The organism is Jeotgalibacillus alimentarius, from assembly GCF_000829445.1.
GTDB lineage: Bacteria > Bacillota > Bacilli > Bacillales > Jeotgalibacillaceae > Jeotgalibacillus > Jeotgalibacillus alimentarius.
Genome location: NZ_JXRQ01000017.1, coordinates 45,732 through 67,217, shown reverse-complemented (window position 1 = coordinate 67,217; position 21,486 = coordinate 45,732). Strand labels below are relative to the sequence as shown.

Annotated in this window: 27 protein-coding genes and 1 pseudogene; 16 read left to right on the top strand and 12 right to left on the bottom strand. The window is 41.7% G+C overall.

The window, feature by feature from the left end; genetic code table 11:
- Positions 1 to 38 precede the first annotated feature (38 nt).
- Positions 39 to 1,214 (top strand): amidohydrolase, encoded by a 1,176-nt coding sequence (locus KP77_RS07560; protein WP_041122120.1) that lies wholly within the window; start codon positions 39 to 41, stop codon positions 1,212 to 1,214.
- Between the two features lie 37 nt (positions 1,215 to 1,251).
- On the opposite strand, the gene KP77_RS07555 is transcribed toward KP77_RS07560, so the two are convergent.
- A complete protein-coding gene (locus KP77_RS07555) occupies positions 1,252 to 2,475 on the bottom strand; it encodes an ABC transporter permease (protein WP_041122119.1) in 1,224 nt (407 codons plus the stop codon).
- On the bottom strand, positions 2,459 to 3,208 hold the full coding sequence (locus tag KP77_RS07550; RefSeq protein ID WP_041122118.1) for an ABC transporter ATP-binding protein: 750 nt from the start codon (positions 3,206 to 3,208) through the stop codon (positions 2,459 to 2,461). Before KP77_RS07550 ends, KP77_RS07555 begins: the two co-directional genes overlap by 17 nt.
- A 102-nt stretch (positions 3,209 to 3,310) precedes the next feature.
- Here KP77_RS07550 and KP77_RS07545 point away from each other — a divergent pair, with 102 nt between their 5' ends.
- From KP77_RS07545 to KP77_RS07515, 6 genes are all read left to right on the top strand, one after another.
- The gene (locus tag KP77_RS07545; protein ID WP_041122117.1) at positions 3,311 to 3,733 is read left to right on the top strand and encodes an HIT family protein; all 423 of its coding nucleotides are present in this window, start codon (positions 3,311 to 3,313) and stop codon (positions 3,731 to 3,733) included.
- Between the two features lie 101 nt (positions 3,734 to 3,834).
- On the top strand, positions 3,835 to 4,353 hold the full coding sequence (locus KP77_RS07540) for a tryptophan transporter (protein ID WP_041122116.1): 519 nt from the start codon (positions 3,835 to 3,837) through the stop codon (positions 4,351 to 4,353).
- Positions 4,354 to 4,711: 358 nt separating this feature from the next.
- The gene (locus KP77_RS07530) at positions 4,712 to 5,092 is read left to right on the top strand and encodes a YtxH domain-containing protein (protein WP_041122114.1); all 381 of its coding nucleotides are present in this window, start codon (positions 4,712 to 4,714) and stop codon (positions 5,090 to 5,092) included.
- Positions 5,093 to 5,272: 180 nt separating this feature from the next.
- Positions 5,273 to 5,860, top strand: coding sequence for an HTH-type transcriptional regulator Hpr (locus tag KP77_RS07525; protein WP_041122113.1), 588 nt, complete (start codon positions 5,273 to 5,275; stop codon positions 5,858 to 5,860).
- 178 nt (positions 5,861 to 6,038) lie between these two features.
- Complete coding sequence (locus tag KP77_RS07520; RefSeq protein ID WP_041122112.1) at positions 6,039 to 6,599, top strand: DUF3267 domain-containing protein; 561 nt, start codon at positions 6,039 to 6,041, stop codon at positions 6,597 to 6,599.
- Between the two features lie 91 nt (positions 6,600 to 6,690).
- Entirely contained in the window at positions 6,691 to 6,879 is a 189-nt protein-coding gene (locus KP77_RS07515; protein WP_041122111.1) for a hypothetical protein, read from the top strand.
- A 229-nt stretch (positions 6,880 to 7,108) separates the two neighbouring features.
- On the opposite strand, the gene KP77_RS07510 is transcribed toward KP77_RS07515, so the two are convergent.
- Both KP77_RS07510 and KP77_RS07505 read right to left on the bottom strand, forming a co-directional pair.
- Positions 7,109 to 7,207: a YjcZ family sporulation protein gene (locus KP77_RS07510; RefSeq protein WP_041122110.1), complete on the bottom strand. Its 99-nt coding sequence runs from the start codon at positions 7,205 to 7,207 to the stop codon at positions 7,109 to 7,111.
- 27 nt (positions 7,208 to 7,234) lie between these two features.
- Positions 7,235 to 7,318 carry a YjcZ family sporulation protein gene (locus tag KP77_RS07505; RefSeq protein ID WP_041122109.1) on the bottom strand — a complete coding sequence of 28 codons (84 nt, stop codon included), beginning with the start codon at positions 7,316 to 7,318 and terminating at the stop codon, positions 7,235 to 7,237.
- Between the two features lie 176 nt (positions 7,319 to 7,494).
- Between KP77_RS07505 and KP77_RS07500 the strand changes: the two genes are divergently transcribed.
- Complete coding sequence (locus tag KP77_RS07500) at positions 7,495 to 8,418, top strand: peptidylprolyl isomerase (RefSeq protein WP_041122108.1); 924 nt, start codon at positions 7,495 to 7,497, stop codon at positions 8,416 to 8,418.
- A gap of 35 nt (positions 8,419 to 8,453) precedes the next feature.
- Here the strand turns inward: KP77_RS07500 and KP77_RS07495 are convergent, their stop codons facing one another.
- From KP77_RS07495 to KP77_RS07480, 4 genes are all read right to left on the bottom strand, one after another.
- Positions 8,454 to 8,636 (bottom strand): sporulation YhaL family protein, encoded by a 183-nt coding sequence (locus KP77_RS07495; protein WP_041122107.1) that lies wholly within the window; start codon positions 8,634 to 8,636, stop codon positions 8,454 to 8,456.
- A gap of 54 nt (positions 8,637 to 8,690) precedes the next feature.
- Complete coding sequence (yhaM, locus tag KP77_RS07490) at positions 8,691 to 9,644, bottom strand: 3'-5' exoribonuclease YhaM (RefSeq protein ID WP_041122106.1); 954 nt, start codon at positions 9,642 to 9,644, stop codon at positions 8,691 to 8,693.
- 123 nt (positions 9,645 to 9,767) lie between these two features.
- Entirely contained in the window at positions 9,768 to 11,039 is a 1,272-nt protein-coding gene (locus KP77_RS07485; protein ID WP_041122105.1) for an ABC transporter permease, read from the bottom strand.
- Entirely contained in the window at positions 11,032 to 11,928 is an 897-nt protein-coding gene (locus tag KP77_RS07480; protein ID WP_041122104.1) for an ABC transporter ATP-binding protein, read from the bottom strand. Before KP77_RS07480 ends, KP77_RS07485 begins: the two co-directional genes overlap by 8 nt.
- A gap of 141 nt (positions 11,929 to 12,069) precedes the next feature.
- Here KP77_RS07480 and KP77_RS07475 point away from each other — a divergent pair, with 141 nt between their 5' ends.
- The gene (locus tag KP77_RS07475) at positions 12,070 to 12,255 is read left to right on the top strand and encodes a YhzD family protein (protein ID WP_152614695.1); all 186 of its coding nucleotides are present in this window, start codon (positions 12,070 to 12,072) and stop codon (positions 12,253 to 12,255) included.
- 31 nt (positions 12,256 to 12,286) lie between these two features.
- Here the strand turns inward: KP77_RS07475 and KP77_RS07470 are convergent, their stop codons facing one another.
- Positions 12,287 to 13,081, bottom strand: a complete 795-nt coding sequence (locus KP77_RS07470) for an enoyl-CoA hydratase (protein ID WP_041122102.1) — start codon at positions 13,079 to 13,081, stop codon at positions 12,287 to 12,289.
- A gap of 267 nt (positions 13,082 to 13,348) precedes the next feature.
- On the opposite strand from KP77_RS07470, the pseudogene KP77_RS18675 reads away from it, so the two are divergent.
- Positions 13,349 to 13,888: pseudogene (locus KP77_RS18675) on the top strand (protoglobin domain-containing protein); the annotation flags it as partial.
- Positions 13,868 to 14,644 (top strand): methyl-accepting chemotaxis protein, encoded by a 777-nt coding sequence (locus tag KP77_RS18670; protein ID WP_456152087.1) that lies wholly within the window; start codon positions 13,868 to 13,870, stop codon positions 14,642 to 14,644. The pseudogene KP77_RS18675 and the gene KP77_RS18670, both read left to right, overlap by 21 nt.
- A gap of 36 nt (positions 14,645 to 14,680) precedes the next feature.
- Here KP77_RS18670 and KP77_RS07460 read toward each other — a convergent pair whose 3' ends face one another.
- Together KP77_RS07460 and KP77_RS07455 are read right to left on the bottom strand one after the other, a co-directional pair.
- Complete coding sequence (locus tag KP77_RS07460; protein ID WP_041122101.1) at positions 14,681 to 15,046, bottom strand: YlbF family regulator; 366 nt, start codon at positions 15,044 to 15,046, stop codon at positions 14,681 to 14,683.
- 70 nt (positions 15,047 to 15,116) lie between these two features.
- Positions 15,117 to 16,256: a DUF445 domain-containing protein gene (locus tag KP77_RS07455; RefSeq protein WP_041122503.1), complete on the bottom strand. Its 1,140-nt coding sequence runs from the start codon at positions 16,254 to 16,256 to the stop codon at positions 15,117 to 15,119.
- Positions 16,257 to 16,385: 129 nt separating this feature from the next.
- Here KP77_RS07455 and KP77_RS07450 point away from each other — a divergent pair, with 129 nt between their 5' ends.
- The 4 genes from KP77_RS07450 to KP77_RS07435 all read left to right on the top strand — a co-directional run bounded on the left by KP77_RS07450 (position 16,386) and on the right by KP77_RS07435 (position 19,048).
- Positions 16,386 to 16,592: a DUF5342 family protein gene (locus KP77_RS07450; protein WP_041122100.1), complete on the top strand. Its 207-nt coding sequence runs from the start codon at positions 16,386 to 16,388 to the stop codon at positions 16,590 to 16,592.
- Between the two features lie 54 nt (positions 16,593 to 16,646).
- Positions 16,647 to 16,826 (top strand): hypothetical protein, encoded by a 180-nt coding sequence (locus KP77_RS07445; RefSeq protein ID WP_041122099.1) that lies wholly within the window; start codon positions 16,647 to 16,649, stop codon positions 16,824 to 16,826.
- Between the two features lie 97 nt (positions 16,827 to 16,923).
- On the top strand, positions 16,924 to 17,841 hold the full coding sequence (locus KP77_RS17540) for a helix-turn-helix domain-containing protein (protein ID WP_052474027.1): 918 nt from the start codon (positions 16,924 to 16,926) through the stop codon (positions 17,839 to 17,841).
- A 109-nt stretch (positions 17,842 to 17,950) separates the two neighbouring features.
- A complete protein-coding gene (locus tag KP77_RS07435; protein WP_041122098.1) occupies positions 17,951 to 19,048 on the top strand; it encodes an ABC transporter ATP-binding protein in 1,098 nt (365 codons plus the stop codon).
- 67 nt (positions 19,049 to 19,115) lie between these two features.
- Here the strand turns inward: KP77_RS07435 and fumC are convergent, their stop codons facing one another.
- On the bottom strand, positions 19,116 to 20,504 hold the full coding sequence (gene fumC / locus KP77_RS07430) for a class II fumarate hydratase (protein ID WP_041122097.1): 1,389 nt from the start codon (positions 20,502 to 20,504) through the stop codon (positions 19,116 to 19,118).
- 230 nt (positions 20,505 to 20,734) lie between these two features.
- Here fumC and KP77_RS07425 point away from each other — a divergent pair, with 230 nt between their 5' ends.
- Complete coding sequence (locus KP77_RS07425) at positions 20,735 to 21,352, top strand: NAD(P)-dependent oxidoreductase (RefSeq protein ID WP_041122096.1); 618 nt, start codon at positions 20,735 to 20,737, stop codon at positions 21,350 to 21,352.
- Positions 21,353 to 21,486: the final 134 nt, after the last annotated feature.

Below are 21,486 nucleotides of genomic sequence, written 5' to 3'. Positions count from 1 at the left end.
CATTGGCAAATGCTTTTAACTATGAAAGGAGCATACATATGACTGAAAAACTTTTTTCGCTATTAGATTCTTATTTTGACGATATGGTTTCACTTCGCCGTCACCTTCACCAGCATCCTGAGCTTTCATTCGAAGAAAAAGAGACGCCTGCACTTATTGAGGCTTTTTACAAAGACCTTGGTGTTGAAGTAAAAACCGGTGTTGGCGGAAACGGTGTAACAGCTGTCATCAAAGGGGCTCATCCCGGTAAAACAGTTGCACTGCGGGCAGACTTTGATGCCCTTCCAATCCAGGACGAAAAAGATGTACCATACAAATCACTAATCGCAGATAAAATGCATGCCTGCGGGCACGATGGCCATACTGCCGCATTACTTCATCTTGCAAAAGCACTTCACCTGTTACGGGATGAATTGCAAGGCACATATGTAATGATCCACCAGCATGCTGAGGAGTATGCGCCGGGCGGGGCAATCAGTATGATTAAAGACGGCTGTCTTGATGGCGTTGATGTTGTCTTTGGCACGCACCTCTGGGTCACAGCTGACCTGGGTAAAGTGGAATACCGCACCGGGCCGATCATGGCAGCTGCAGACCGTTTTGAAATTAAGATTCAGGGTGCAGGTGGACATGGTGCCCAGCCACATAAAACAAAAGATGCGGTTGTTGCAGGTGCCCAGCTTGTTACATCCCTTCAGCAAATTGCTTCAAGACGCGTGAACCCTGTTGAATCTGCAGTTGTCTCAGTCGGCTCATTTGTAGCAGAAAATGCATTCAATGTAATCGCTGATTCTGCAAAGCTGATTGGAACAGCCAGAACGTTTGAGCCTGCAGTACGTGACCTTGTTGAAAAAGAGATTGGCAGAATCACAGAAGGAACTGCGATCGCAACAGATTGTACGTATGATTACAACTACTTCAGAGGTTATCCGGCTGTGGTAAATCACGAAACAGAAACAGACTATATTGTAGAGATTGCAAACAGTATCCCTGGTGTAACTGCTGAAGAAAGTGAGATGCAGATGGGCGGGGAAGACTTTGCCTATTATCTTGAACACCGTCCGGGTACATTCTTCTTCACAGGTGCTAAACCTGAAGGAGTCGATGTACCTTACCCGCACCATCATCCAAAATTCGATTTTAATGAAAAAGCAATGCTGATCGCTGCAAAAACACTCGGCAAAGCCGCGATCGAGTATCACAAACAGCAATAACACAAAAAAAGAGCCGTCCTAAAGGGACAGCTCTTTTTTATTTTATATGATGCTTTTTGATCTGTGCAGGGACGTACATTGAACTGAAAACAATGACAAATACAATAGATACTGCAGCAATCATGGCTGCCCCGTAAAAATCAAGCTGCACCAGGCTGATCAGTGCAAATACAACGGCCTGTACAACCAGAATCTTCATCAGTAATTTCTTAAATGAATCATGACGCAGGCCGGGACTCACAGGATACAGATCCGGCCAGATTTTCAGTTCATGCTTTTTCAAAAGCGGGATCAGCTGAAAGCCTGTCAGATATAAAAACAGAACTGCAGTAATCACTTTCAGCCAGAGATTATCAGCACCGCCGATAATGACCCCTGCGATAATCGTCAGTCTGACCCACAACCCGAAATATTCATCTGAACGCAGGAACGTTCTTGTATACAGATAACTGTATGTATGCGCAGGATTCAGATCAGGCGTCTTCAGGAAAGGATCCATCCACTTCCTGCGCTTCGCCTGGCCTTTGAGATGAGGCACATCTGTAAATAAATTCGCAAAGCGGTAAAAGCGGTGCAGCCTTGCATTTTCAAGGTCAATTAACAGTTCCCACTTTAATGACTTCTCTTTTGTCAGATGTCTGAATGCAGCCATATACCCTGCCATGAGCAGGCCGATTGTGATCGGAAGCCATAGCTGTGTGTCAGCAAAAACCGTCCATAGGAATGTAATATTTAATACGAGTCTGATCCCGAGGTCCATATAATGATTTGCCGGCTCCTGGTATCGTAACATCGTCCATCTCATGATCAGGTTCCATATTTTAACCGTAAGTACGATCGCTAAAAACCAGAAAAAATCGGAAAATTGTGCACCTGTGGTCTGTACATATAACGGCATTGCGGCAGCCAGCAGCAGCAGGATCACGTAAGACTGAAAGAAAAAGCTGGAAACAAGTGCATTGACAAAATAGCGCTTCATCTGACCTTCAAGAGGTGTCAAATACACTTTGTCCGGCTCCTGCAGATAGGTGTATACAGGACTCATCGTCAGCGCCAATCCGATCACAGCTGCAATCAAAATGGATGAAGGAAATGTTCCATCAAGTGTCTGAATCCAGTTGCTATAGACATAACCGCCTCCACCTACAGCAAATATCAGCACGAACATCAGATGTCCATTGAAAATATAACGCATATATTTCTGAAGTTCTTTTTGATAATCTGAGAGTCTTGATGCCCATAAATCATTTACTTGTTTCATGCGACTCTTCCTTTGTCAGTTGAATATAAATATCATCAAGCGTGGCTCCCGGCATACTGAATTCATTCCTGAGCGTTTCAAGAGAACCCTGTGCACGTATCTGACCTTCATGCAAGATAATGAATGAGTCACAATAACGTTCAGCAGTAGCGAGAATATGAGTAGACATTAATATGCCTGCCCCGTCAGACTTCATTTCTTCCATCAGATCAAGAAGCGACTGGATCGCGAGCGGATCGAGACCTACAAATGGTTCATCAATGATATAAAGGCTCGGATTAATTAAAAATGCACACATGATCATGACTTTCTGTTTCATTCCTTTAGAAAAATGTGCAGGAAACCATTTCAGCTTCCCTTCCATCCGGAACTTCTTTAACAGATCAGGCACACGCGCCTCATATTCCTGCTCTTTAATCCCGTAAGCCATTGCAGTCAGTCTTAAATGTTCTTCAAGTGTCAGCTCATCATAGAGAATCGGTGCCTCAGGAATATAGGAAAACTGCTTTCTGTATTCATCCGGGTTCTGCTTCAGCTGCAGATTGTTAATGGATACTGTTCCCTCATGAGGCTCCATCAGACCGATAATATGTTTGATCGTCGTACTTTTACCGGCTCCATTTAACCCGATCAGTCCGACAATTTTTCCGGGCTCCATCGCCAGACTGATATCCTTTAACACAGGGCGCCTTGTGTAGCCTCCTGTTAGCTGATTAATTTCAAGTAGTGACATAACCGTACTCCCTTTCCTCTTATCTGATGACAGCATTGTAGCATACAACACGACTCATTATGGTAGAATAAACTTAATTTAACATGAGAAAGGATGAGGATGATGAGTGACTGTATTTTCTGTAAGATTATTGACGGAGAAATCCCGTCAGCAAAGGTATACGAGGATGAGCATGTGTATGCTTTTCTCGATATCAGTCAGGTGACAAAAGGTCATACGCTGGTTATTCCAAAGACGCATAAAAAAGACCTTCATGAACTGACACCGGAAATTGCTGCAAATCTGTTTTCGGTTGTTCCTAAGATTGCAAATGCCATGAAAGAAACCTATGATCTGAAAGGTGTTAACCTTTTAAATAATAATGGTGAATTCGCAGGACAGAGTGTTTTTCATTATCACCTTCATATTCTTCCGCGTCACGGGGAGGAAGACGGCTTCAAACCTGTATGGGAAGTACATACGGATGACTATTCAAATGACGAGCGCGGTGAGATGGCAGCAGCGATTGCCGCAAAAATTAATTAGTAGGAAATACGGTACAGGCGTGATATAATAATGCTAATTTTCGCTGGCAGTCATGAGGACATGTCAGGAAAAAAACCAGTTTAGCTTAGGAGAGATGAGTTATGAACACAAGAACACTTGTAGCACTCGCACTATTTGCAGGGATGGGTACAGCATTACACCTTTTAATCCCGGGAGCCCTGACAATGAAGCCGGATATGTCACTATTGATGATGTTTCTCGGCATTCTGTTATTCCCGGGCGTTAAAAACGTGTTAGTGATCGGCCTTGCAACAGGTATTTTATCCGGTCTAACAACAACATTCCCAGGGGGATTCCTGCCGAATGTGATCGATAAGCCTATTACAGCATTTGCATTTTACGGAATCATTCTTCTTGCAGGTAAACTTGCACGCAAACCTGCAGGTGCGGCAGTACTGGCAGCTGTCGGTACACTGATCTCAGGAACAATCTTCCTTGGATCTGCCGCCCTGCTTGTTGGACTTCCTGGTCCAATTATGGCACTTGCACTTTCTGCAGTAGTTCCGGCAATTGTAGTCAATGGTTTATTAATGGCTGTGATGTATCCTGTAGCACAGGCAATCATGAAAAGATCAAATCTGGTCGAATCTGCTGCCTGAACTCCCTGCACCGTCCCCTTTATAATCAGGGGGCGGTTTTTTATTTGATACAGAATCCTTGAAGGAAGCGCAGAATCAGGTTTATATCCAAATCAAATAGGTTAAAATAAGTAATAGTAATGAAGCAATTCCGGTGAACATAACCCGTTTCCGTTTAATCCTGACCGGGGGGTAAATCGCTTTAGACATCAGGTCGAGTAGGCACTTCACAAATAAGAGCAGCGATAACACAGTACATACTACTAGCACTACGGCTACAGTCTTCATTAATTGAAGCCTCCTGTCCGGGAATACTTTGGACAGTTTATGAATTACTATATACAATAAGAATATAAAAACAAAAAGGGATGTGGTTGGGATGAATTTCAAACAATTTTCACTTGGACTGGCAATCGGATTAGTTGCCGGTGCAGCAACATCACTCATGTCAGCTCCTCAGTCAGGTGAAGAGCTCAGAGGAACAATTAAAAACACGAAAGACAACTGGCGTGAACATATGCTTGAATTACAAATGAATCTGCAGATTGTAAAAGAATCTATTGCAGACGCTTCAAAAGAAAGTAAAGATTCGCTGCGTGTAGTAGCAGCTGAACTGAAAGAATCCATTCAGGCATGGAAACGAGAAGCAGATCCTGCCATTAACAACCTGCAGGAAGAGCTTGCTGCAATCCAGTCCACAATGGAAGAACTCGAGAAAACAATTAACCAGGACAGCAAAGAACCTCAAACATCATCTTAAAAACAGCCCGCGCGGCTGTTTTTTTATATTCTGAAAACGGAATTCTATAAAATAAATACCATTTGTGCGAAAATTTAATCTATTCTTGTCTTTTTTTCTTTTTACTTTATTGCTATAATGTTTGAAACTGAACTAATATTCCTATTACTCTAAAATCTTTTAAGAAAGTAGGTGTGACACATGGATGAGAAATTATATTCTATGAAAGAGGCGATGATATTCAGCCAGCGAATGGCCCAGCTGAGCAAAGCTCTGTGGAAAGCAATTGAAAAAGACTGGCAGAACTGGATTAAGCCTTATGACCTTAATATTAACGAGCATCATATCCTATGGATTGCTTACCACCTGAAAGGCGCTTCCATTTCCGATGTCGCCAAATTCGGCGTTATGCACGTGTCAACTGCATTTAACTTTTCTAAGAAGCTTGAAGAACGCGGCTTTCTTGAATTCTCGAAACGGGAAAATGATAAGCGTAATACGTATATCAAACTGACTGAGAAAGGTGACGAGCTTTTACTTGAACTGATGGAGAATTACTCTCCTGAAACACATTCAGTTTTTCAGGGTGCATCTCCTCTCCGTGAAATATACGGAAAGTTCCCCGAAATGATGGATGTAATGGCCATTGTAAAAAATATTTACGGTGACGACTTTATGAAAATCTTTGAAACTTCTTTTCACAACATAGAAAATGAATTTTCAGAGGTTGATGGACAGGTTAAAAAGAGCAGAACTGCCAATCCAGTCAAGCAAATTGCGTCTCCATAAACCTACTATTAAAAATCCTGCAGTAAAAAGGATATACGTCCTTTTTACTGCAGGATTTTTGTCATTTATTTTAATTGTAAAATTTCTTCATTACCTATTGCAACTTTCATCAGATCGGAGTAAAGTATCTCTCATGTTAGTTTTTAATTAAAAATCGTCATGAACGGAGGCGATCACATTGCATTGCTGGAAATCTATCAATGTAAAGAAACAATACGGATTCTATCGCATCTTCTTTCTATCTGCGATTATAGTTCTTGCTGTATTTTCTTTTTTACATGTAACGATACAATTACTTTCCGACCAACCAATGTATGATCAGCATTTTTTATGGTTTGCTATCGGATTTCTATTAATATATCCACTTCATAAAGTTTTGCACACACTGCCGCTTGCAGGATTTTACAGCTTAATTCGACTGAAAACGAAATTTCAGTTTTTCTGTGTGCCAATTATGTCAGTCAGAGTCAATAAACCGATTCCGAAATTCTTTTTTATTCTGGCCCTGGTTTCACCGTTCCTGTTTTTAAATGGGATGCTGTTGTACGGGGCTTCAGTTTTTCAGGGGTATGCACATTATTTTACAATTTTAATTGCCTACCACACTGGTATCTGTCTCGTTGATTTCATCTATGCCCGCTCATTGTTTAAATCACCTAAAGGTGCATTTATTGAAGAAGATGATGACGGCTATGAAATCCTGGTTCCAGTTAAGGAAACCCAGTATCCCGGCATTTAAACGGGTATTCATTCAGACACAATGAACAGCTCACTCTGTTCATTGTGTCTGTTTTTTGTTATTCTATTACTTAGAGATGAGGAGGGGGAACATGGTTTCCGTAATTGGACTATTTATCGCATTTACAGTTTTTATTATTTACGCCATTAATCGAATGACTAATAGACTTTGTGTGCAGAAGGAAATCCCGAATGAGCGGCAGCCAAAGGTTTTCCGCACAATTAATATCCTGATTCTGATTTTACTGCTGTCTTCCTACGTGGAGATTTTGTATACGTAACGACTAAAATATGTAAGCCGACTGAAGGTGCCGTTTTGGCATCTTTTTTTCATGGCAAAAAAGAGGGATGGTCCCTCTTTTTTGTCCAGCTCCAGCAGGCAGGGGCTAGTGCGGTTCCCTCAGCTCCTTAAGATAAGTCAACATCGATTCACTTCGTTCATCGTGTTTCCTTTATCTTAATCCGCTTCAGTCCAGCATATACGCCCCTAAACGCTCACCTCCGCTTTTCTTAGAACCAGGCGCTTCCGATGATGATGAGGAGGATGAATAGTACGACGAGTAGTGCGAAGCCTCCGTTGTAGTAGCCTTTATCATGTCCGTGAGACATATGTGTTGCCCCCTTCCTTTTCAGATTTTATAACCAGGCTGCCCCGACAATGATCAGGAGGATGAACAGGACTACGATTAACGCAAATCCTCCGCCTTTTCCGCATGACATAAAGACTCCCTCCTTTCTTAAGTATGTTATTCATGGCAGCGCCATAATGGATGGGCTCAACGCTTATCTTTTTTAAAAATGGAATGATTGTGAAAACAATACAATGAGTTTGGGAATTATGTTATAGTATGCTTTGGAGATTTTTACAGCTTAGAGAATGTTAGGAGATGAAGGATATGAAAAAGTGGATCGCAGCAGCTTCTCTTACACTAAGTGTCACTGCGCTGGCAGCATGCAGTGACGAAGAAGCAAGCGAAGTAGTGGTTTCTACGAATGCCGGAGATATCACAAAAGAAGAATTATATCAGGAGATGAAGACAACTGTTGGCGAACAGGCGCTTCAGGTAATGGTACTTGAACAGATTCTTGAAGATAAATATGAAGTGTCAGATGAAGAGATTGACGCTGAAATCGAATCAATGAAAGAGCAATACGGTGGTCAGGAGCAGTTCGATATGTTCCTTTCACAGCAGGGTTACACGGAAGATACATTCCGTGACACACTGAAACTGAACAAACTTCAGGAAAAAGCATTAATTGAGGATGTGGAAGTGACTGAAGAAGAGATTCAGCAGGAATATGAGCAAATGCAAAAAGAAGTAAATGCGCGTCACATTCTTGTACAAGATCAGGAGACTGCTCAAAATGTAAAACAGCAGCTTGAAGAAGGCGCTGATTTTACTGAACTGGCTAAAGAAATGTCAACTGAACCTGCTGCACAGGAAACAGGCGGCGAACTCGGATTTTTCAGCGCTGGTGACATGGATCCCGCTTTTGAAGAAGCCGCATTCAGTCTTGAGCCTAATGTAATCAGCGAGCCTGTTGAAACAAGCTTTGGCTGGCATGTCATTGAAGTACTTGAAACACGTGAAGCTGAAGTTGACAGCTTTGAAGAAATGAAAGATGAGATTGAGCATGACCTGAAACTGGCTAAAGCAGACCGTACTCAGGCAAGCGCAATGATCCAGGATATGATGAGAGAAGCAGACATTGATATTAAAGATGAAGATCTTGCTACAACTTTTGATGCCTTTCTTTCCCAGCCGGAAGCACCGGCTGAAGAGCCTGCTGAAGAAGAAACAGAAGACACAGAATCTTAATCGTTAAAAAGCGGAAGGCATGCCTCCCGCTTTTTTTAATCCTTCAGTTCAGATGATAAGCGTTTTTTCTTTTCTCTTGCCATTCGCTGAATATACGTTTTTCCATGCTCTTCAATAAAATCTTTTTCCTGCTTTCGATCAACATAAGATGTTCTGACAAACATCACAAGACTGAGTACTGCTCCACCGATTGCCAGGTCAACCCAGATTGGAAACATGGATTCGCCTCCTGCTTCATATTCTTAGGCTATCCTATGCAGGCGGGTACAAGCTTATGCCTTGTCCTGATCATACATATGCGGACGGTAAAATGATCTGTTTTCAAGTGCAAATACCCGCTCTGTGTATTCGCCTGAAGTCGTACGGCTGATCACTCTGTCCATCATCACCATTTTAGCATCGATATTATCGATATAATGAAGGATTTCGGCTTCCATCAGCATTGGCGGTTTCGGAGAGCCCCACTCTGCTTTTCCGTGATGGGAAAGTATCATATGCTGCAACAACAGTACTTCTTCCGCTTCGATCTCTAGCTCTTTTGCTGCTTCAGCAATTTCATTGACCATGATTGAAATATGTCCGAGCAGGTTTCCTTCAAGCGTATAAGTAGCAGACACCGCACCTGACAGCTCTTTCACTTTCCCCATATCATGCAGGATGATACCTGCATATAATAAGTCTTTATTCAATGATGGATACTGCTCAGTCAGAAACTTTGCAAGCCTCAGCATTGAGACCACGTGAAAGGCCAGACCGGACACGAATTCATGGTGATTTTTCGTTGCTGCAGGATACTCAAGAAATGGTTTTTGATACTTTTTAAGCAAGTGACGCGTAATTCTTTGAATCACCGGATTTTTCATTTCGAAAATGTATTGCGTCAGTTCTTCACTCATCTCCTCAATAGATAAAGGGGCTGTTTCCAGGAAGTCTCCCATCTTTACATTATCCTGAGCGGATGCAGGCCTGATCTGTCTCAGTCTCAGCTGATTCTTTCCCCGGTAATTATGGATCTCTCCAGCTACTTTCACGATCGTCTGAGGCTGATACTTCCGTTCCTCCTCTTCTCCGGCATCCCAGAGCTTTGCCTCAATATCGCCGCTTCTATCCTGAAAAATCAGTGTCAGAAATGGTTTCCCTGCAGTCGTGACCCCTTTTGTCATCTGTTTGATCAATAAATACTGATCAACCGGATCTCCCGGATTCATATAAGTAATACCATTCATCAGCAATCTCTCCTTTACATTCTCAATGATCGTCCAGATAAGAACACCTGTTCTTTTATTATATCAGATATTCAGCATTCATAAATAGAAATAACCGGCAGAAGCACCGGCTATCTCTGATTTTTATGATTTTTCTTTTTTTGAAAGTTGTACTGCCTGTTTGATATCTTTTAAAGATGAGGAGTTTCCATACATCAGTACGCCTCCCCGGTAAACCTTTGCTCCAAACCATCCTAACACTAAAATCGTCAGAACCGTTAGTGATATGGCAATCGCAGGCTCCCAAAAGGGAATATTCAGCATCCCAACCCTTGTAAACATCACAAGCGGCGTAAAAAATGGAATATAGGATGTGACAGTGATATAGCCGGATTCAGGTTCTGCAAGTCCAAAGAACGCAAGCATCGCTCCTCCTACAATCAGAATATTCACCGGCATCAGGACCTGTTGAAGATCCTCTGACCTGCTGACTAAAGACCCAAGGAAAGCTGCAAGTGTAGCATAAAGAAAATAGCCAAGTAAAAAGAATACAATTCCATATACAATTGTACTGATAGAACCTGAAGAGAAATCAAATAAAGAATAAATGCCACCTTCAAGTGTATCGCTGCTCAAGTTAACTGAGAGGATTCCAACAATCGCCCAGATAAAAATCTGGGTAAGTCCAACCAGACCGATTCCTAGTATCTTCGCAAAGATCTGCTGAATTGGAGGTACACTTGATATCAGGATCTCCATCACTCTTGATGATTTTTCAGTTGCCACTTCAGTTGCAATCATCATTGAGTATATTAACACAGACATATAGATGACAAATATCAGCACATAGACTAATCCTCTCGCCTGATCAAGTTCCTCTGCTGACTTAGCGGAATCGACGTATGCAGCCTGTGAAAAGGCAACAGGCATATTCAAAGTCGCCAGTTCATCTGCACTGAGAGACAGGCGATTTGCCGCCATATTCGACTGAATCGTCTGAAGGGCTGCCTGTAAATCCACTGAATAAGAGTTTGCTGTAAGAGAGGCTGATAAGTATTCAGCATCAATTCTTCCCGCTTCAGTCATACTGATCGAAAGAAGTGCGTCAAACTCTCCGTTTTCAAGTTGTTCTTCGAGATCCACCCTGCCGGCTTCTCCACCGCTTACTTCAATAGAGGAATTTAATATTGCAACCTGATCTGAGAGACTGCCTGCTATCTCTGTATCTTCCTCATAAACAACAACCTGCCACTTCTCCTCATCACCATCTCCTGATCCTTCGAATAGTGAAGTAATCGATTGAAAGTTAGTTGCTCCGATAATGACGAGCGTAAAGATAATCGTTGTAATTAAAAATGATTTTGACTTAATCTTGTTCATATATGATTTTGCAAGAATTAATCCAAATCTATTCATAAGAAGCACCTGCCTTTTCAATAAAGATGTCATTGAGAGACGGTTCTTCAAGTGAAAACTGGCGGATAAATCCTTTTGGCTTAAGGAAATCCAGTATTGCCTGAGAGACATCTTCATTTTCAATCTGAAGAATCGCTCCGCCGATTAATTTCTTCATTTTAATGACTCCCGGCAGCGTCTCAAGTTCCTTCAGTTCAAAATCTGCTTTGATCATCAGATTTTTTTTGCCAAAATCCCTTTTAATTTCATTGAGTCTGCCCTGGACAATAGGCGAGCCTCTGTGAATAATACATAAACTTTCGCATAGTTCTTCCACGTGTTCCATTCTATGACTTGAAAACACGATTGTAGTCCCCTGCTCTTTCAGTTCATATACTGCTTTTTTCAGTAATTCCACATTCACCGGATCGAGGCCGCTGAATGGCTCATCAAGAATAAGCAGCTGTGGTTTATGTATGACGGATGCAATAAATTGAATTTTTTGCTGATTCCCTTTCGATAATTCTTCCACACGCTTGTTTTCATATTCAGGAACATTGAATTTCCGGAGCCATTCAATTAATTCTTTTTCAGCGTTTTTCTTATCCATTCCTCTGAGCCTTGCTAAGTAGACGATTTGCTCTTTTACCTTCATTTTCGGATAAAGCCCACGTTCTTCAGGCAGATAGCCGATCAGACTGCTCGTATCATAGCCAATCGGTTCATTATTCCATCTGATGCTTCCTTCTGTCAGATCAATTAACCCCAGAATCATACGGAAGGTGGTTGTCTTACCTGCTCCATTTGCCCCGAGAAAACCAAACATTTCACCTTTTGGAATGGTCAGTGACAGACTGTCAACAGCTGTATGACTGCCAAACCTTTTTGTGACATTATCGATCTTCAACATGTTGTTTCCTCCTTTTACCTTCCTTTCTATTTTATACGGAAAACAATGAAAAAAGGTTCAAATTTTTTCATAAATTCTATACTTCACGTAACAATCGCGCTGTGACATAATAAATATACGGACAAAAAGGAGATGATGATAGTGGATATCTACAAAATCACGGCATTCAGTAAAAAAGGGGAAATGCTTTTCGAAGATTCATTCGAAGCTGAAAATGACAAAGAGGCGAAAACAATCGGGGAAAAACGCCTTGAAGAAGAAGGAATGGCTGACCACACACACCGCGTAGTCTCACCAAGAGGCAAACTCGTTGTATTTCATACTTAATAGAAAAAAAGACGGGAAACCCCGTCTTTTTTTACTGCCCTTTAAATACCGGCTTTCTTTTCTCAGTAAAAGCCTGAATGCCTTCAATATGGTCCTCTGTCTGTCTCATTCTCCACTGGGCATCTTTCTCAAGCTCAAGCGTTTGTTCAAGCTGGCTACTTCTGCTCGCTCTTAAAATCGATTTCGATTCCATCATCGCTTTAACCGGACTGTTGTTAATCATATTAACGAAAGCTTCAGTGTCTTCTGACACGCGTCCTTCTGCAGTTACTTTATCGATCAGACCAAGTGAATAAGCTTCTTGTCCATTCATAATCTCACCGCGCCAGATTGTATGCAGTGCTTTTTGAGATCCAAGCCTTTCCTGCATGAAAAAGTGTCCGCCCCCATCCGGTACAAGACCGATCCCGATAAAGTTCATCGCGAGCTTGCTCTGTTCTTCTGCAATGACAACATCCGTAGCCAATGCAAGACTCAGACCAAGTCCTGCCGCTGCTCCGTGTATCGCACTCACTGTAATCTTTGGCATCGTATAGAGTGTAATAGACAGGTCATTAATCACTTTCATAAAATGCTGGAAATCTTCCTCTCCATTCATTTTAAGCATCGCTTTAATGTCTCCGCCGGAACAGAATCCTTTGCCTTCCCCTTTTAGCACAAGCACCTGAAGATCCGCATCTCTTTTCAATTCATTCAGTACTTCCTGCAGTTCTGTCATCATTTGAAGATTTAATGCATTTAGACTTTCAGGCCTGTTAAATGTAACCCATGCTGCATTACCGGTTATCTCTACCTTCAGTGTGTCGAATTGCTTTTCCATCATCATCACTCCATCCCCTTAAAAATGAATCTTCATTCACTTATTCCCTATACATCCTGAGATATCCTTTAAAATCCCCAAAATGATTTGAATTCCCTACTATTACATAAGAAAAAGAAAATATTTATGAAAAAATACCTACTAAATTCATTTTTATAGTATAATTGATGTATAATATCCTGCAATTTTATTAAATTATTTTTTAAAACGATTCATTTTTGAACAAATCGGTACGATATTACTTAAAGAGAGTATCTGAAGGGAGATTTATTGATGATGATGTTTGCAAAAACGCGTGAAAAGAAGTCAGATTTGTCAGCAGTTGCTGAAGAGTTTAAAAGCCAGGTGAAAATCGACCTGCCAAAAGAAATTACTACACCTAAACAGTTGAGTATGATCTCGCTTTCTAAATATGATTTACAGGTTTTAATGGCTTTCCAGCCTTATGTCACTGAAGATATAGAGAAGATTGTCTCTCACTTTTATAAGACCATTGGCCACGAGCCGCAACTTTTATCGATTATTAATGAGCACAGCTCTATTGAAAGACTGAAAAAAACGTTAACTGTACATATTCAGGAGATGTTCAGCGGTAAAATTGATCAGCAGTTTATTCAGAAAAGGAACCGTATTGCAGAAGTACACCTTCATATTGGACTTGATCCTAAGTGGTATATTGCTGCTTTTCAGGACCTTTTGAATTCATTTATGGACATGGTTGAAAAGACTTCATTTAACGAAAAAGATAAATTCAATCTCATGCGTGCGGTCTCTAAAATTCTGAACCTTGAAATGCAGATTGTCCTTGAAGCTTATGAGAATCAGTTCCAGGCAAGGCTGATGGCTGAACAAAATCAGCTTGAAGATTTGCTTGATACGCTGAGAACAAGTGCTGCTGCTCTTTCAGATAACAGCAGTTCAACGAGTGAAAACGTCAGCCAGATGAAAAAAGCGCTGGAGCAATTATCAAACCGTGCGCAAAACGGTTCTCATGTCGCAACTGAGCTTGAAAATAAAACAGGTGAAGAACAATCCCGTCTCGATAAAACAAAGAAAGAAAGCGAACAGATTTCAAATAAAATGGCGTCTACCGAGCAAAATATTAAAGAACTGAATAACCTGAACAGCCAGATCTCTGAAGTAGCCAACATGGTAACGTCGATTGCTGATCAGACGAATCTTCTTGCCCTGAATGCTTCAATTGAAGCTGCACGTGCAGGCGAGCATGGTAAAGGGTTTGCCGTAGTAGCTGATGAGGTAAGAAAACTTGCAGAAAATACAAAGGAATCCGTTTCTCAAGTGTATGATCTGCTGAAGGACACAAATGTGAAAACGAAAACAATTGAAGGCTCGATCTTTGAACTGAAGGAACTGTTCAAGTTTGAACGTGACAGCATCATTTCAACGAGTGAATCATTTGAAGGAATTATGGCTTCAATGAAAGAGCTGAAGAGCCAGAACTCACAAATTGATTCAGATGTAAGTGGTCTTGTGATTACACTGAATGAAATTTCGGAAAAAGCTGCCGGTGTAGCTGAAGCTGCTGCATCGCTTGAGGAAAGAGCATAAAAATAACCGCTCAGGTTGCCCTGAGCGGCTTTTTTATTATTGCTCGTTATTATTTTCCATTGATCCGTAAAGCTCTTCAAGCGGCTTCATGATCACTTTGTTCAGTTCCTGAACTGTCATGCTCATGCGCTGTTCAGCTTCCATCAGCTTTGCGATTAATTCGTGCTGCTGTACAAGCTGAGCTGTTTTTTGAGCCTGCTCGATTTCTTCCTGAGAAATCTCTTCGCCATTCATTTGTTTCTGCTGAAGAGAAAGCTGAATGTTACGGAAGTTCTCAAAGATTCCCTTCGCTGACTCATCGCTGTTCACAGCGTCATACATTTCTTTTAAATTAGTGAATTCCTCGCTTTGACGAATTGCACTCTCTAGTTCATTTGCCTGATCAAACAGATTTACTGCCAATCGTAAAACCTCCTTAAAATATCACTCATCAGTGTTTCCCCTATTAAATCAGCTGTAAACATTAACTGATTCAAAGGCCGGTCAATAACACAAAAACCCCTTGAACAATTCCAATTAATCCACCGAGCAGTGCACCAAGATAGGTGATCATTTTAAATTCCCTTTTCGAAATGCCAAGCACAAGTTCTTCGAGACGTGACACCTCAAACGAGTCCACCTGCTCCCTGACGATTTCCTGAAGTCTCATCTTAGACAGGATATCCTCAATCCGTTCAATGAGAATATCTTTGGCTTTCAATGAAGCTTTTGGAATCAAATCTTCAATCAGCCTGTTTTCTAGCGGCTGAATGACACTGCCAAATGGTTTGTTCATCCATTCATTCAGGTTCATACGCTCTTTTAGTATTCCTTTAAGCCGGATAATGAGATCACGGTCAGTGACAATTGAGAATGCCCGTTCCCACTGCCAATCCTTCACTTTTTCCCACTCTTTGTGCAAAACCTGTTCGAGTATATCATGAGTGCCTGGATGTTTCAAAAATTTAATGATTTCAGGCTGAACTTTATCAGCGAGTGATGTATTGCCCATGACCATCTGAACCATGCTTCCAAGTGTTCCTCTTGTTTTGAGGAAATCGTCAATCATCGTCTGGACTTTTTCTTTACCTTCTTCAGATGAAAAATAGTCCTCTCCTTTTTCAAGGATATATGTGCTGACTGATGTTACTTTCTGATCCAGCCGCTGCTGCCACTGCTCAGGAAGTGTTTCACGAAGCGTCAGAAACATGTATTTTTCCTTTAACTGGTCATATTGATCTTCAATCCAATTGTCCATCGTATGCTCAAGATATGGCACAGGTGATTCAAGATCAAAACGGTTCAGCACTGCTTCTACTGAATCATCAATTTCAAATACTTTTCTGCACTCTTTTTGCAGCCAGGCTGTCAGCGCTTTTTCTTTTTCTGTATTCAGAAATTTTGCTTTCAGACTTTCTGCAGTCAGCAGGTGATTCACGACCATTAACCCGAGCTGGCGGGCAAGTTCTTCACGCCTTTTCGGGATCAGTCCCGGTGTAAAAGGAACTCTCCATTTTCCGATGTATACAGCTTTATATGGTCTGAAGAGCATCTTAATTGCCAGGGAATTCGTAAAGCCCCCGATCACTGCTCCAACTGTCATCATAACAAGTAATAATAATGCAATCTCCATAATCTCACCTTCCACTATACTGATCCTATTCAGTATATCAGAAGACTGTATCAATCGTCAGAATGAGACATGTCACACTCATTTTCTTCATGATATACTGAGTGAAACATTTTATAGTGGAGGTAGCGCATGATTCAGCATTTTCAATATCAAAAATTGTATGCAAAGGATTTACCTGGGTGGAGTTTTTCATTTACATATATGGGAGAACAGGTGAAGGGCATCTATCATAAAAACGGCAAAATTGAGTGGCTGTCTGATGCACCTGAAAAAGATCAGGATAAAGTGATTCAGCAGATTCACGATCTGATGCTTTTTCACGTATACGGTGACTGACATTGTATATCTTATGCCTGATTCACATATATTATGAATCAGGGGGTGCTTTCGATGAAGCGTCGTTTGTCTTTCCTTCCGGATACTTCTTATGAAGGCCGGGACGAGTGTGCAATGGATGTGGACCGTTTTATTAATGAAGGAATGGCGGGTGGCAGTGTGTTCCGCTATGGTCAAAGGACAAACATCGAAGAAGCAAGAGAGTTAGAACCTGAATCCCTGCCTGCTGATTAGCAGGCGGCAAAGCGGCCGGTTTTCCGGCCGTTTTGTTGTGTAAAAAAACGAATCGTGATATTTTAAATTCATTCTACGATTAAAGCAGGGTGATCTTATGACAGCAATCGATTCAATTCTTCAGTCATTTCCTGAAGCCAGACTTCCCAATCAGCTCGCACAGACTGACCATCCCCATTACATATGGTTCCGTGATACGAAAACTGATCAGCTGATCGGTTTCTCAAAATCAGCGTTGTCTGACAGGGAAAAAGATTTAATTTCTATCATATTAACCCCTTCTTCCCCACCACCTGCAGGACCTGCGGGAGAATGGATAAGATTCATGACAGAGGATGGGGCAAAATGTCCTTATGATGAAGGAAAAGTATTCAGAATGGTTCAGTATATCAGTGATTCCCCTTTTCAGACTGAAGGAGAACAGGCACTTCATTTTGTCTTTTCAGACCAGGCAGTAATCGCACATACAGATGAGTACAGCGGTTTTGTAATAGAGCCACACTCTGAAGATACACTGTCACTTGATGAACTTGCTTCCGCTGCACAGGCGATCGAGAATGATCTTGAGATGAAAATCACTTTTTTCGCAGGATCTTTTCACAGTACGGGTGAGATGACGAAGACAATGCTTGAAATGGAACGGACCTGGTTTGACCATCATATTCCGTTCGAATCCAGGCGGAGCGTTCTTTCCCTGTTTGACGTACTGCCGGTCAATCTGATGAACCGTTTTTCAACATTTGAAAAAGATACGCTATTTGCTGCGATTTTTGAGCTCTTTGATGCTGAACGTGATCTGCCGAAGATCATTCAGCGTTTTGTAGAAAACCTGTCAAATGTCAGCAGTACAGCAAAGCTTTTATATATGCACCGTAACAGCCTTCAATACAGACTTGATAAATTCAGTGAAAAAGCAGGCATTGATATTAAAACGTTTAACGGCGGATTAATCGCCTATTTCGCCTGCCTGGAATGGAATCAGCGGATAAGTGAAAAGGAAGACTGGTCATTGTGACGAATGATCAGTCTTCTTTTTGTGCAACGTGCCTATTGGAAAGGCTTACATAGAAAGATACAATAGGCTTACATCAAACGTACAGCACGTACACACTGGAGGAATCAGCATGGCAGAATTAAAAATGCAGAATATCTACAAAATTTATGATAAAGATGTAACAGCAGTATCTGACTTTAACCTTCACATTCAGGATAAAGAATTTATCGTATTCGTTGGACCATCAGGCTGTGGTAAATCGACGACATTAAGAATGGTAGCAGGCCTTGAAGAAATTTCAAAAGGTGATTTCTACATCGATGATGAGCGTGTAAATGATAAAGCACCTAAAGATCGCGATATCGCAATGGTATTCCAGAACTATGCACTATATCCGCACATGAGTGTATACGACAATATGGCTTTCGGACTGAAGCTCCGTAAATTTGATAAAGCTGAAATTGACAAGCGTGTTAAAAACGCAGCGAAAATTCTTGGACTTGAAGCACTTCTTGACCGTAAGCCAAAAGCACTTTCTGGTGGTCAGCGTCAGCGTGTTGCTCTTGGCCGTGCGATTGTACGTGACGCAAAAGTATTCCTGATGGATGAGCCGCTTTCAAACCTTGATGCAAAACTTCGTGTTCAGATGCGTGCTGAAATCGCTAAGCTTCACCAGCGTCTTCAGACAACAACAATCTATGTAACACACGATCAGACTGAAGCGATGACAATGGCAACGCGTATCGTTGTTATGAAAGATGGTGTAATCCAGCAGGTCGGTTCTCCTAAAGAAGTGTATGACAATCCTGAAAACGTCTTTGTTGGCGGATTCATCGGTTCTCCTGCAATGAACTTCTTCAGCGGTAAACTGACTGATGCAGGCTTTGAAGTAAAAGGACAGACGCTTCAGGTACCTGAAGGAAAAATGAAAGTATTGCGCAACCAGAATTACATTGGAAAAGAGATTATCCTGGGTGTACGCCCTGAAGATATTCACGATGAGCCTGTATTCATCGAATCAGCTGCAGGATCTAAATTCCTTGCTGACATTGAAGTTTCTGAACTAACAGGTGCTGAGCTTATGCTTTATTCTAAGCTTGGTGATCAGGATTTTGTTGCACGCGTTGATTCACGTTCAGATATTAAAGCAGGACAGAAAGTTGAGCTTGCATTCAACCTGAACAAGTGCCACTTCTTTGACGTGGAAACTGAGCAGCGCATTAAATAAGTTGGTTACCCCCTTTAACCATAGAGTAAAAGGCCCGCTCATTCGCCGAGCGGGCCTTTTCTTGTGATCAGCGGTCAATATTCACCATATTGATCGGCTGGATCCATTCATCATATTGTTCTTCTGTCAGATATCCTGTTTTCACTGCAGCTTCTTTTAATGTTGATTCATCTTTAAAAGCAAGCTTGGCAATTTCAGCCGCTTTCTCATAGCCGATATGCGGATTCAGTGCTGTAACCAGCATCAGCGAATTCTTCACATGCTTTTCAATCACATCAAGGTTTGCTTCAATTCCCACTGCACACTTATCATTAAATGTATTCATTCCGTCAGCAAGAAGCTGAACGGACTGCAGGAAGTTATAAATAATAACCGGTTTAAAGACATTCAGTTCAAAGTTACCCTGACTGGCTGCAAACCCGATTGTTGCATCATTGCCCATCACCTGTGTTGTAATCATCGTGAGCGCTTCACTCTGTGTCGGATTAACCTTACCCGGCATGATGGAGCTTCCCGGTTCGTTCGCAGGAATCGTAATTTCACCAATTCCGCTTCTAGGGCCGCTTGAGAGCCATCTGATATCATTGGCAATCTTCATCAGATCAGCTGACAATCCTTTAAGCGCACCATGCAGATAGACAATCTCATCGTGGCTTGTCAGCGCATGGAACTTGTTATCTGATGAATAAAACGGGAACCCCGTCTGGAGTACAAGCTGTTTTGCTACACGCTCTCCAAATTCTTCATGTGCATTAATACCTGTTCCTACTGCCGTACCGCCAATCGCCAGTGAAAGAATATGTTTATTTGCTTCCTGAACCATGGTATTTGAGCGTTCAAGCATTGCCCGCCACCCGCTAATCTCCTGACCAAGCGTTAAAGGCGTAGCATCCTGAAGGTGTGTTCTGCCGATTTTAATCACTTCATAAAATTCTTTTTCCTTCTGATAAAGTGTATCTGTAAAATTGTTCAGTGCAGGGATCAGCTTGCTGCAGATCGCACGGTAAGCTGCAATATGCATCGCAGTCGGGAACGTATCATTTGAACTTTGAGACATATTCACATCATCATTCGGATGAACCTTTTCATCTGCTCCCTGTTCACTTAAAAGCTGATTTGCTCTGTAAGCAACGACTTCATTTACATTCATATTGGATTGTGTGCCGCTTCCTGTTTGCCATACTGAAAGCGGGAAATGACCATCTAGGTCTCCATTCAGTATTTCATCACATGCTTTTACAATTGCATTCTTTTTATGTAATGAGAGTTTTTCAAGATCATAGTTCGCAACGGCTGCTGCTTTTTTCAGTTCAGCAAAGCCATACGTTACTTCAAGTGGCATCTTTTCAATCCCGATCGGAAAGTTTTCTTTACTGCGTTGTGTTTGTGCACCCCAATACTTATCTGCCGGTACCTGCACTTCTCCTAATGTATCTCTTTCAGTACGAAAATCCATATTCATATCCCCTTTCAAGTGATTGTATGAATATTGTAACATTTCCATTAATATTACTCACTTACATCACCTTATTCATTTAACTTTGCGAAAGTCTCCAGATAGGCTACACTAAATATAATAGCTTTATTAAAGTTGGCTGGTGATTTCCGCTGCAATCACCAGCTGTGCTAAAACACCATTAGGCTTTACAAAGCCAATATAATGAAAGTAAGAGGGGGTTTTTAAGGATGAAGATCGCATTATTCGGGGCTACCGGAAGAGTTGGCAGCGTGATTCTTGAACGTGCTTTACAGGATGGTCATCATATTCAGGCGCTAGTCAGAGACCCGGCGCTTAACAGCCATGATCCACATCTGATGTACATACAGGGCGACGCATCCGTTAAAAATGATGTAGAGCAGACGATCGCAGGTGCAGATGCGGTTATCAGTGCGCTTGGGACGGATAAAAATGATGCACTGACAAAATCGATGATTCACATTCTCCCTGCTATGAGAAAGCACGGTATCAAACGGATCGTTACAATTAGTACTGCCGGTATTCTCGATTCAAAGCGGGAACCCGGAAAGTTCAGGTTTCATTCCACTGAGTCCAACAGACGGTTAAGTACAGCCGCTGAAGATCATTGCAGAGCTTATTTGATGCTGAAGCAGGCAGGACTTGACTGGACGATTGTCTGCCCGACTTATCTGCCTGACGGCGAGCGTATTGGAGCCTACCGGACTGAAATCAATACATTGCCTGATAATCCGTCGAGTATTTCTATGTATGATACAGGTGATTTCGCTTATTCTCTTCTACTAAACAATGAACATGTTCGGGAGAGAGTCGGGATTACTTATTAAGTCTGATTGTGCTCTATAAACACAATGCCTTTCCGAACTCCGCGGACGAACGATCAAGCCTCCTCGGGCAGAAAACCACTGCCCTGCGGGGTCTTTCCCGATCGTTTTTCCACAGGAGTCTCCGTCCTGTTCTC

Coding starts and splice junctions, on each gene's coding strand:
- yhaM (WP_041122106.1), bottom strand. CDS start 9,644: ATGAATGGTATTACTTATATGAATCCGGGAGATCCGGTTGATCAGTAT.
- KP77_RS07525 (WP_041122113.1), top strand. CDS start 5,273: ATGGATGAGAAATTATATTCTATGAAAGAGGCGATGATATTCAGCCAG.
- KP77_RS07425 (WP_041122096.1), top strand. CDS start 20,735: ATGAAGATCGCATTATTCGGGGCTACCGGAAGAGTTGGCAGCGTGATT.
- KP77_RS07540 (WP_041122116.1), top strand. CDS start 3,835: ATGAACACAAGAACACTTGTAGCACTCGCACTATTTGCAGGGATGGGT.
- KP77_RS07555 (WP_041122119.1), bottom strand. CDS start 2,475: ATGAAACAAGTAAATGATTTATGGGCATCAAGACTCTCAGATTATCAA.
- KP77_RS07495 (WP_041122107.1), bottom strand. CDS start 8,636: ATGTTTCCAATCTGGGTTGACCTGGCAATCGGTGGAGCAGTACTCAGT.
- KP77_RS07530 (WP_041122114.1), top strand. CDS start 4,712: ATGAATTTCAAACAATTTTCACTTGGACTGGCAATCGGATTAGTTGCC.
- KP77_RS07510 (WP_041122110.1), bottom strand. CDS start 7,207: ATGTCTCACGGACATGATAAAGGCTACTACAACGGAGGCTTCGCACTA.
- KP77_RS07550 (WP_041122118.1), bottom strand. CDS start 3,208: ATGTCACTACTTGAAATTAATCAGCTAACAGGAGGCTACACAAGGCGC.
- KP77_RS07500 (WP_041122108.1), top strand. CDS start 7,495: ATGAAAAAGTGGATCGCAGCAGCTTCTCTTACACTAAGTGTCACTGCG.
- KP77_RS17540 (WP_052474027.1), top strand. CDS start 16,924: ATGACAGCAATCGATTCAATTCTTCAGTCATTTCCTGAAGCCAGACTT.
- fumC (WP_041122097.1), bottom strand. CDS start 20,504: ATGGATTTTCGTACTGAAAGAGATACATTAGGAGAAGTGCAGGTACCG.
- KP77_RS07435 (WP_041122098.1), top strand. CDS start 17,951: ATGGCAGAATTAAAAATGCAGAATATCTACAAAATTTATGATAAAGAT.
- KP77_RS07480 (WP_041122104.1), bottom strand. CDS start 11,928: ATGTTGAAGATCGATAATGTCACAAAAAGGTTTGGCAGTCATACAGCT.
- KP77_RS18670 (WP_456152087.1), top strand. CDS start 13,868: ATGCAGATTGTCCTTGAAGCTTATGAGAATCAGTTCCAGGCAAGGCTG.
- KP77_RS07455 (WP_041122503.1), bottom strand. CDS start 16,256: ATGGAGATTGCATTATTATTACTTGTTATGATGACAGTTGGAGCAGTG.
- KP77_RS07450 (WP_041122100.1), top strand. CDS start 16,386: ATGATTCAGCATTTTCAATATCAAAAATTGTATGCAAAGGATTTACCT.
- KP77_RS07470 (WP_041122102.1), bottom strand. CDS start 13,081: ATGATGATGGAAAAGCAATTCGACACACTGAAGGTAGAGATAACCGGT.
- KP77_RS07515 (WP_041122111.1), top strand. CDS start 6,691: ATGGTTTCCGTAATTGGACTATTTATCGCATTTACAGTTTTTATTATT.
- KP77_RS07445 (WP_041122099.1), top strand. CDS start 16,647: ATGAAGCGTCGTTTGTCTTTCCTTCCGGATACTTCTTATGAAGGCCGG.
- KP77_RS07505 (WP_041122109.1), bottom strand. CDS start 7,318: ATGTCATGCGGAAAAGGCGGAGGATTTGCGTTAATCGTAGTCCTGTTC.
- KP77_RS07560 (WP_041122120.1), top strand. CDS start 39: ATGACTGAAAAACTTTTTTCGCTATTAGATTCTTATTTTGACGATATG.
- KP77_RS07545 (WP_041122117.1), top strand. CDS start 3,311: ATGAGTGACTGTATTTTCTGTAAGATTATTGACGGAGAAATCCCGTCA.
- KP77_RS07485 (WP_041122105.1), bottom strand. CDS start 11,039: ATGAATAGATTTGGATTAATTCTTGCAAAATCATATATGAACAAGATT.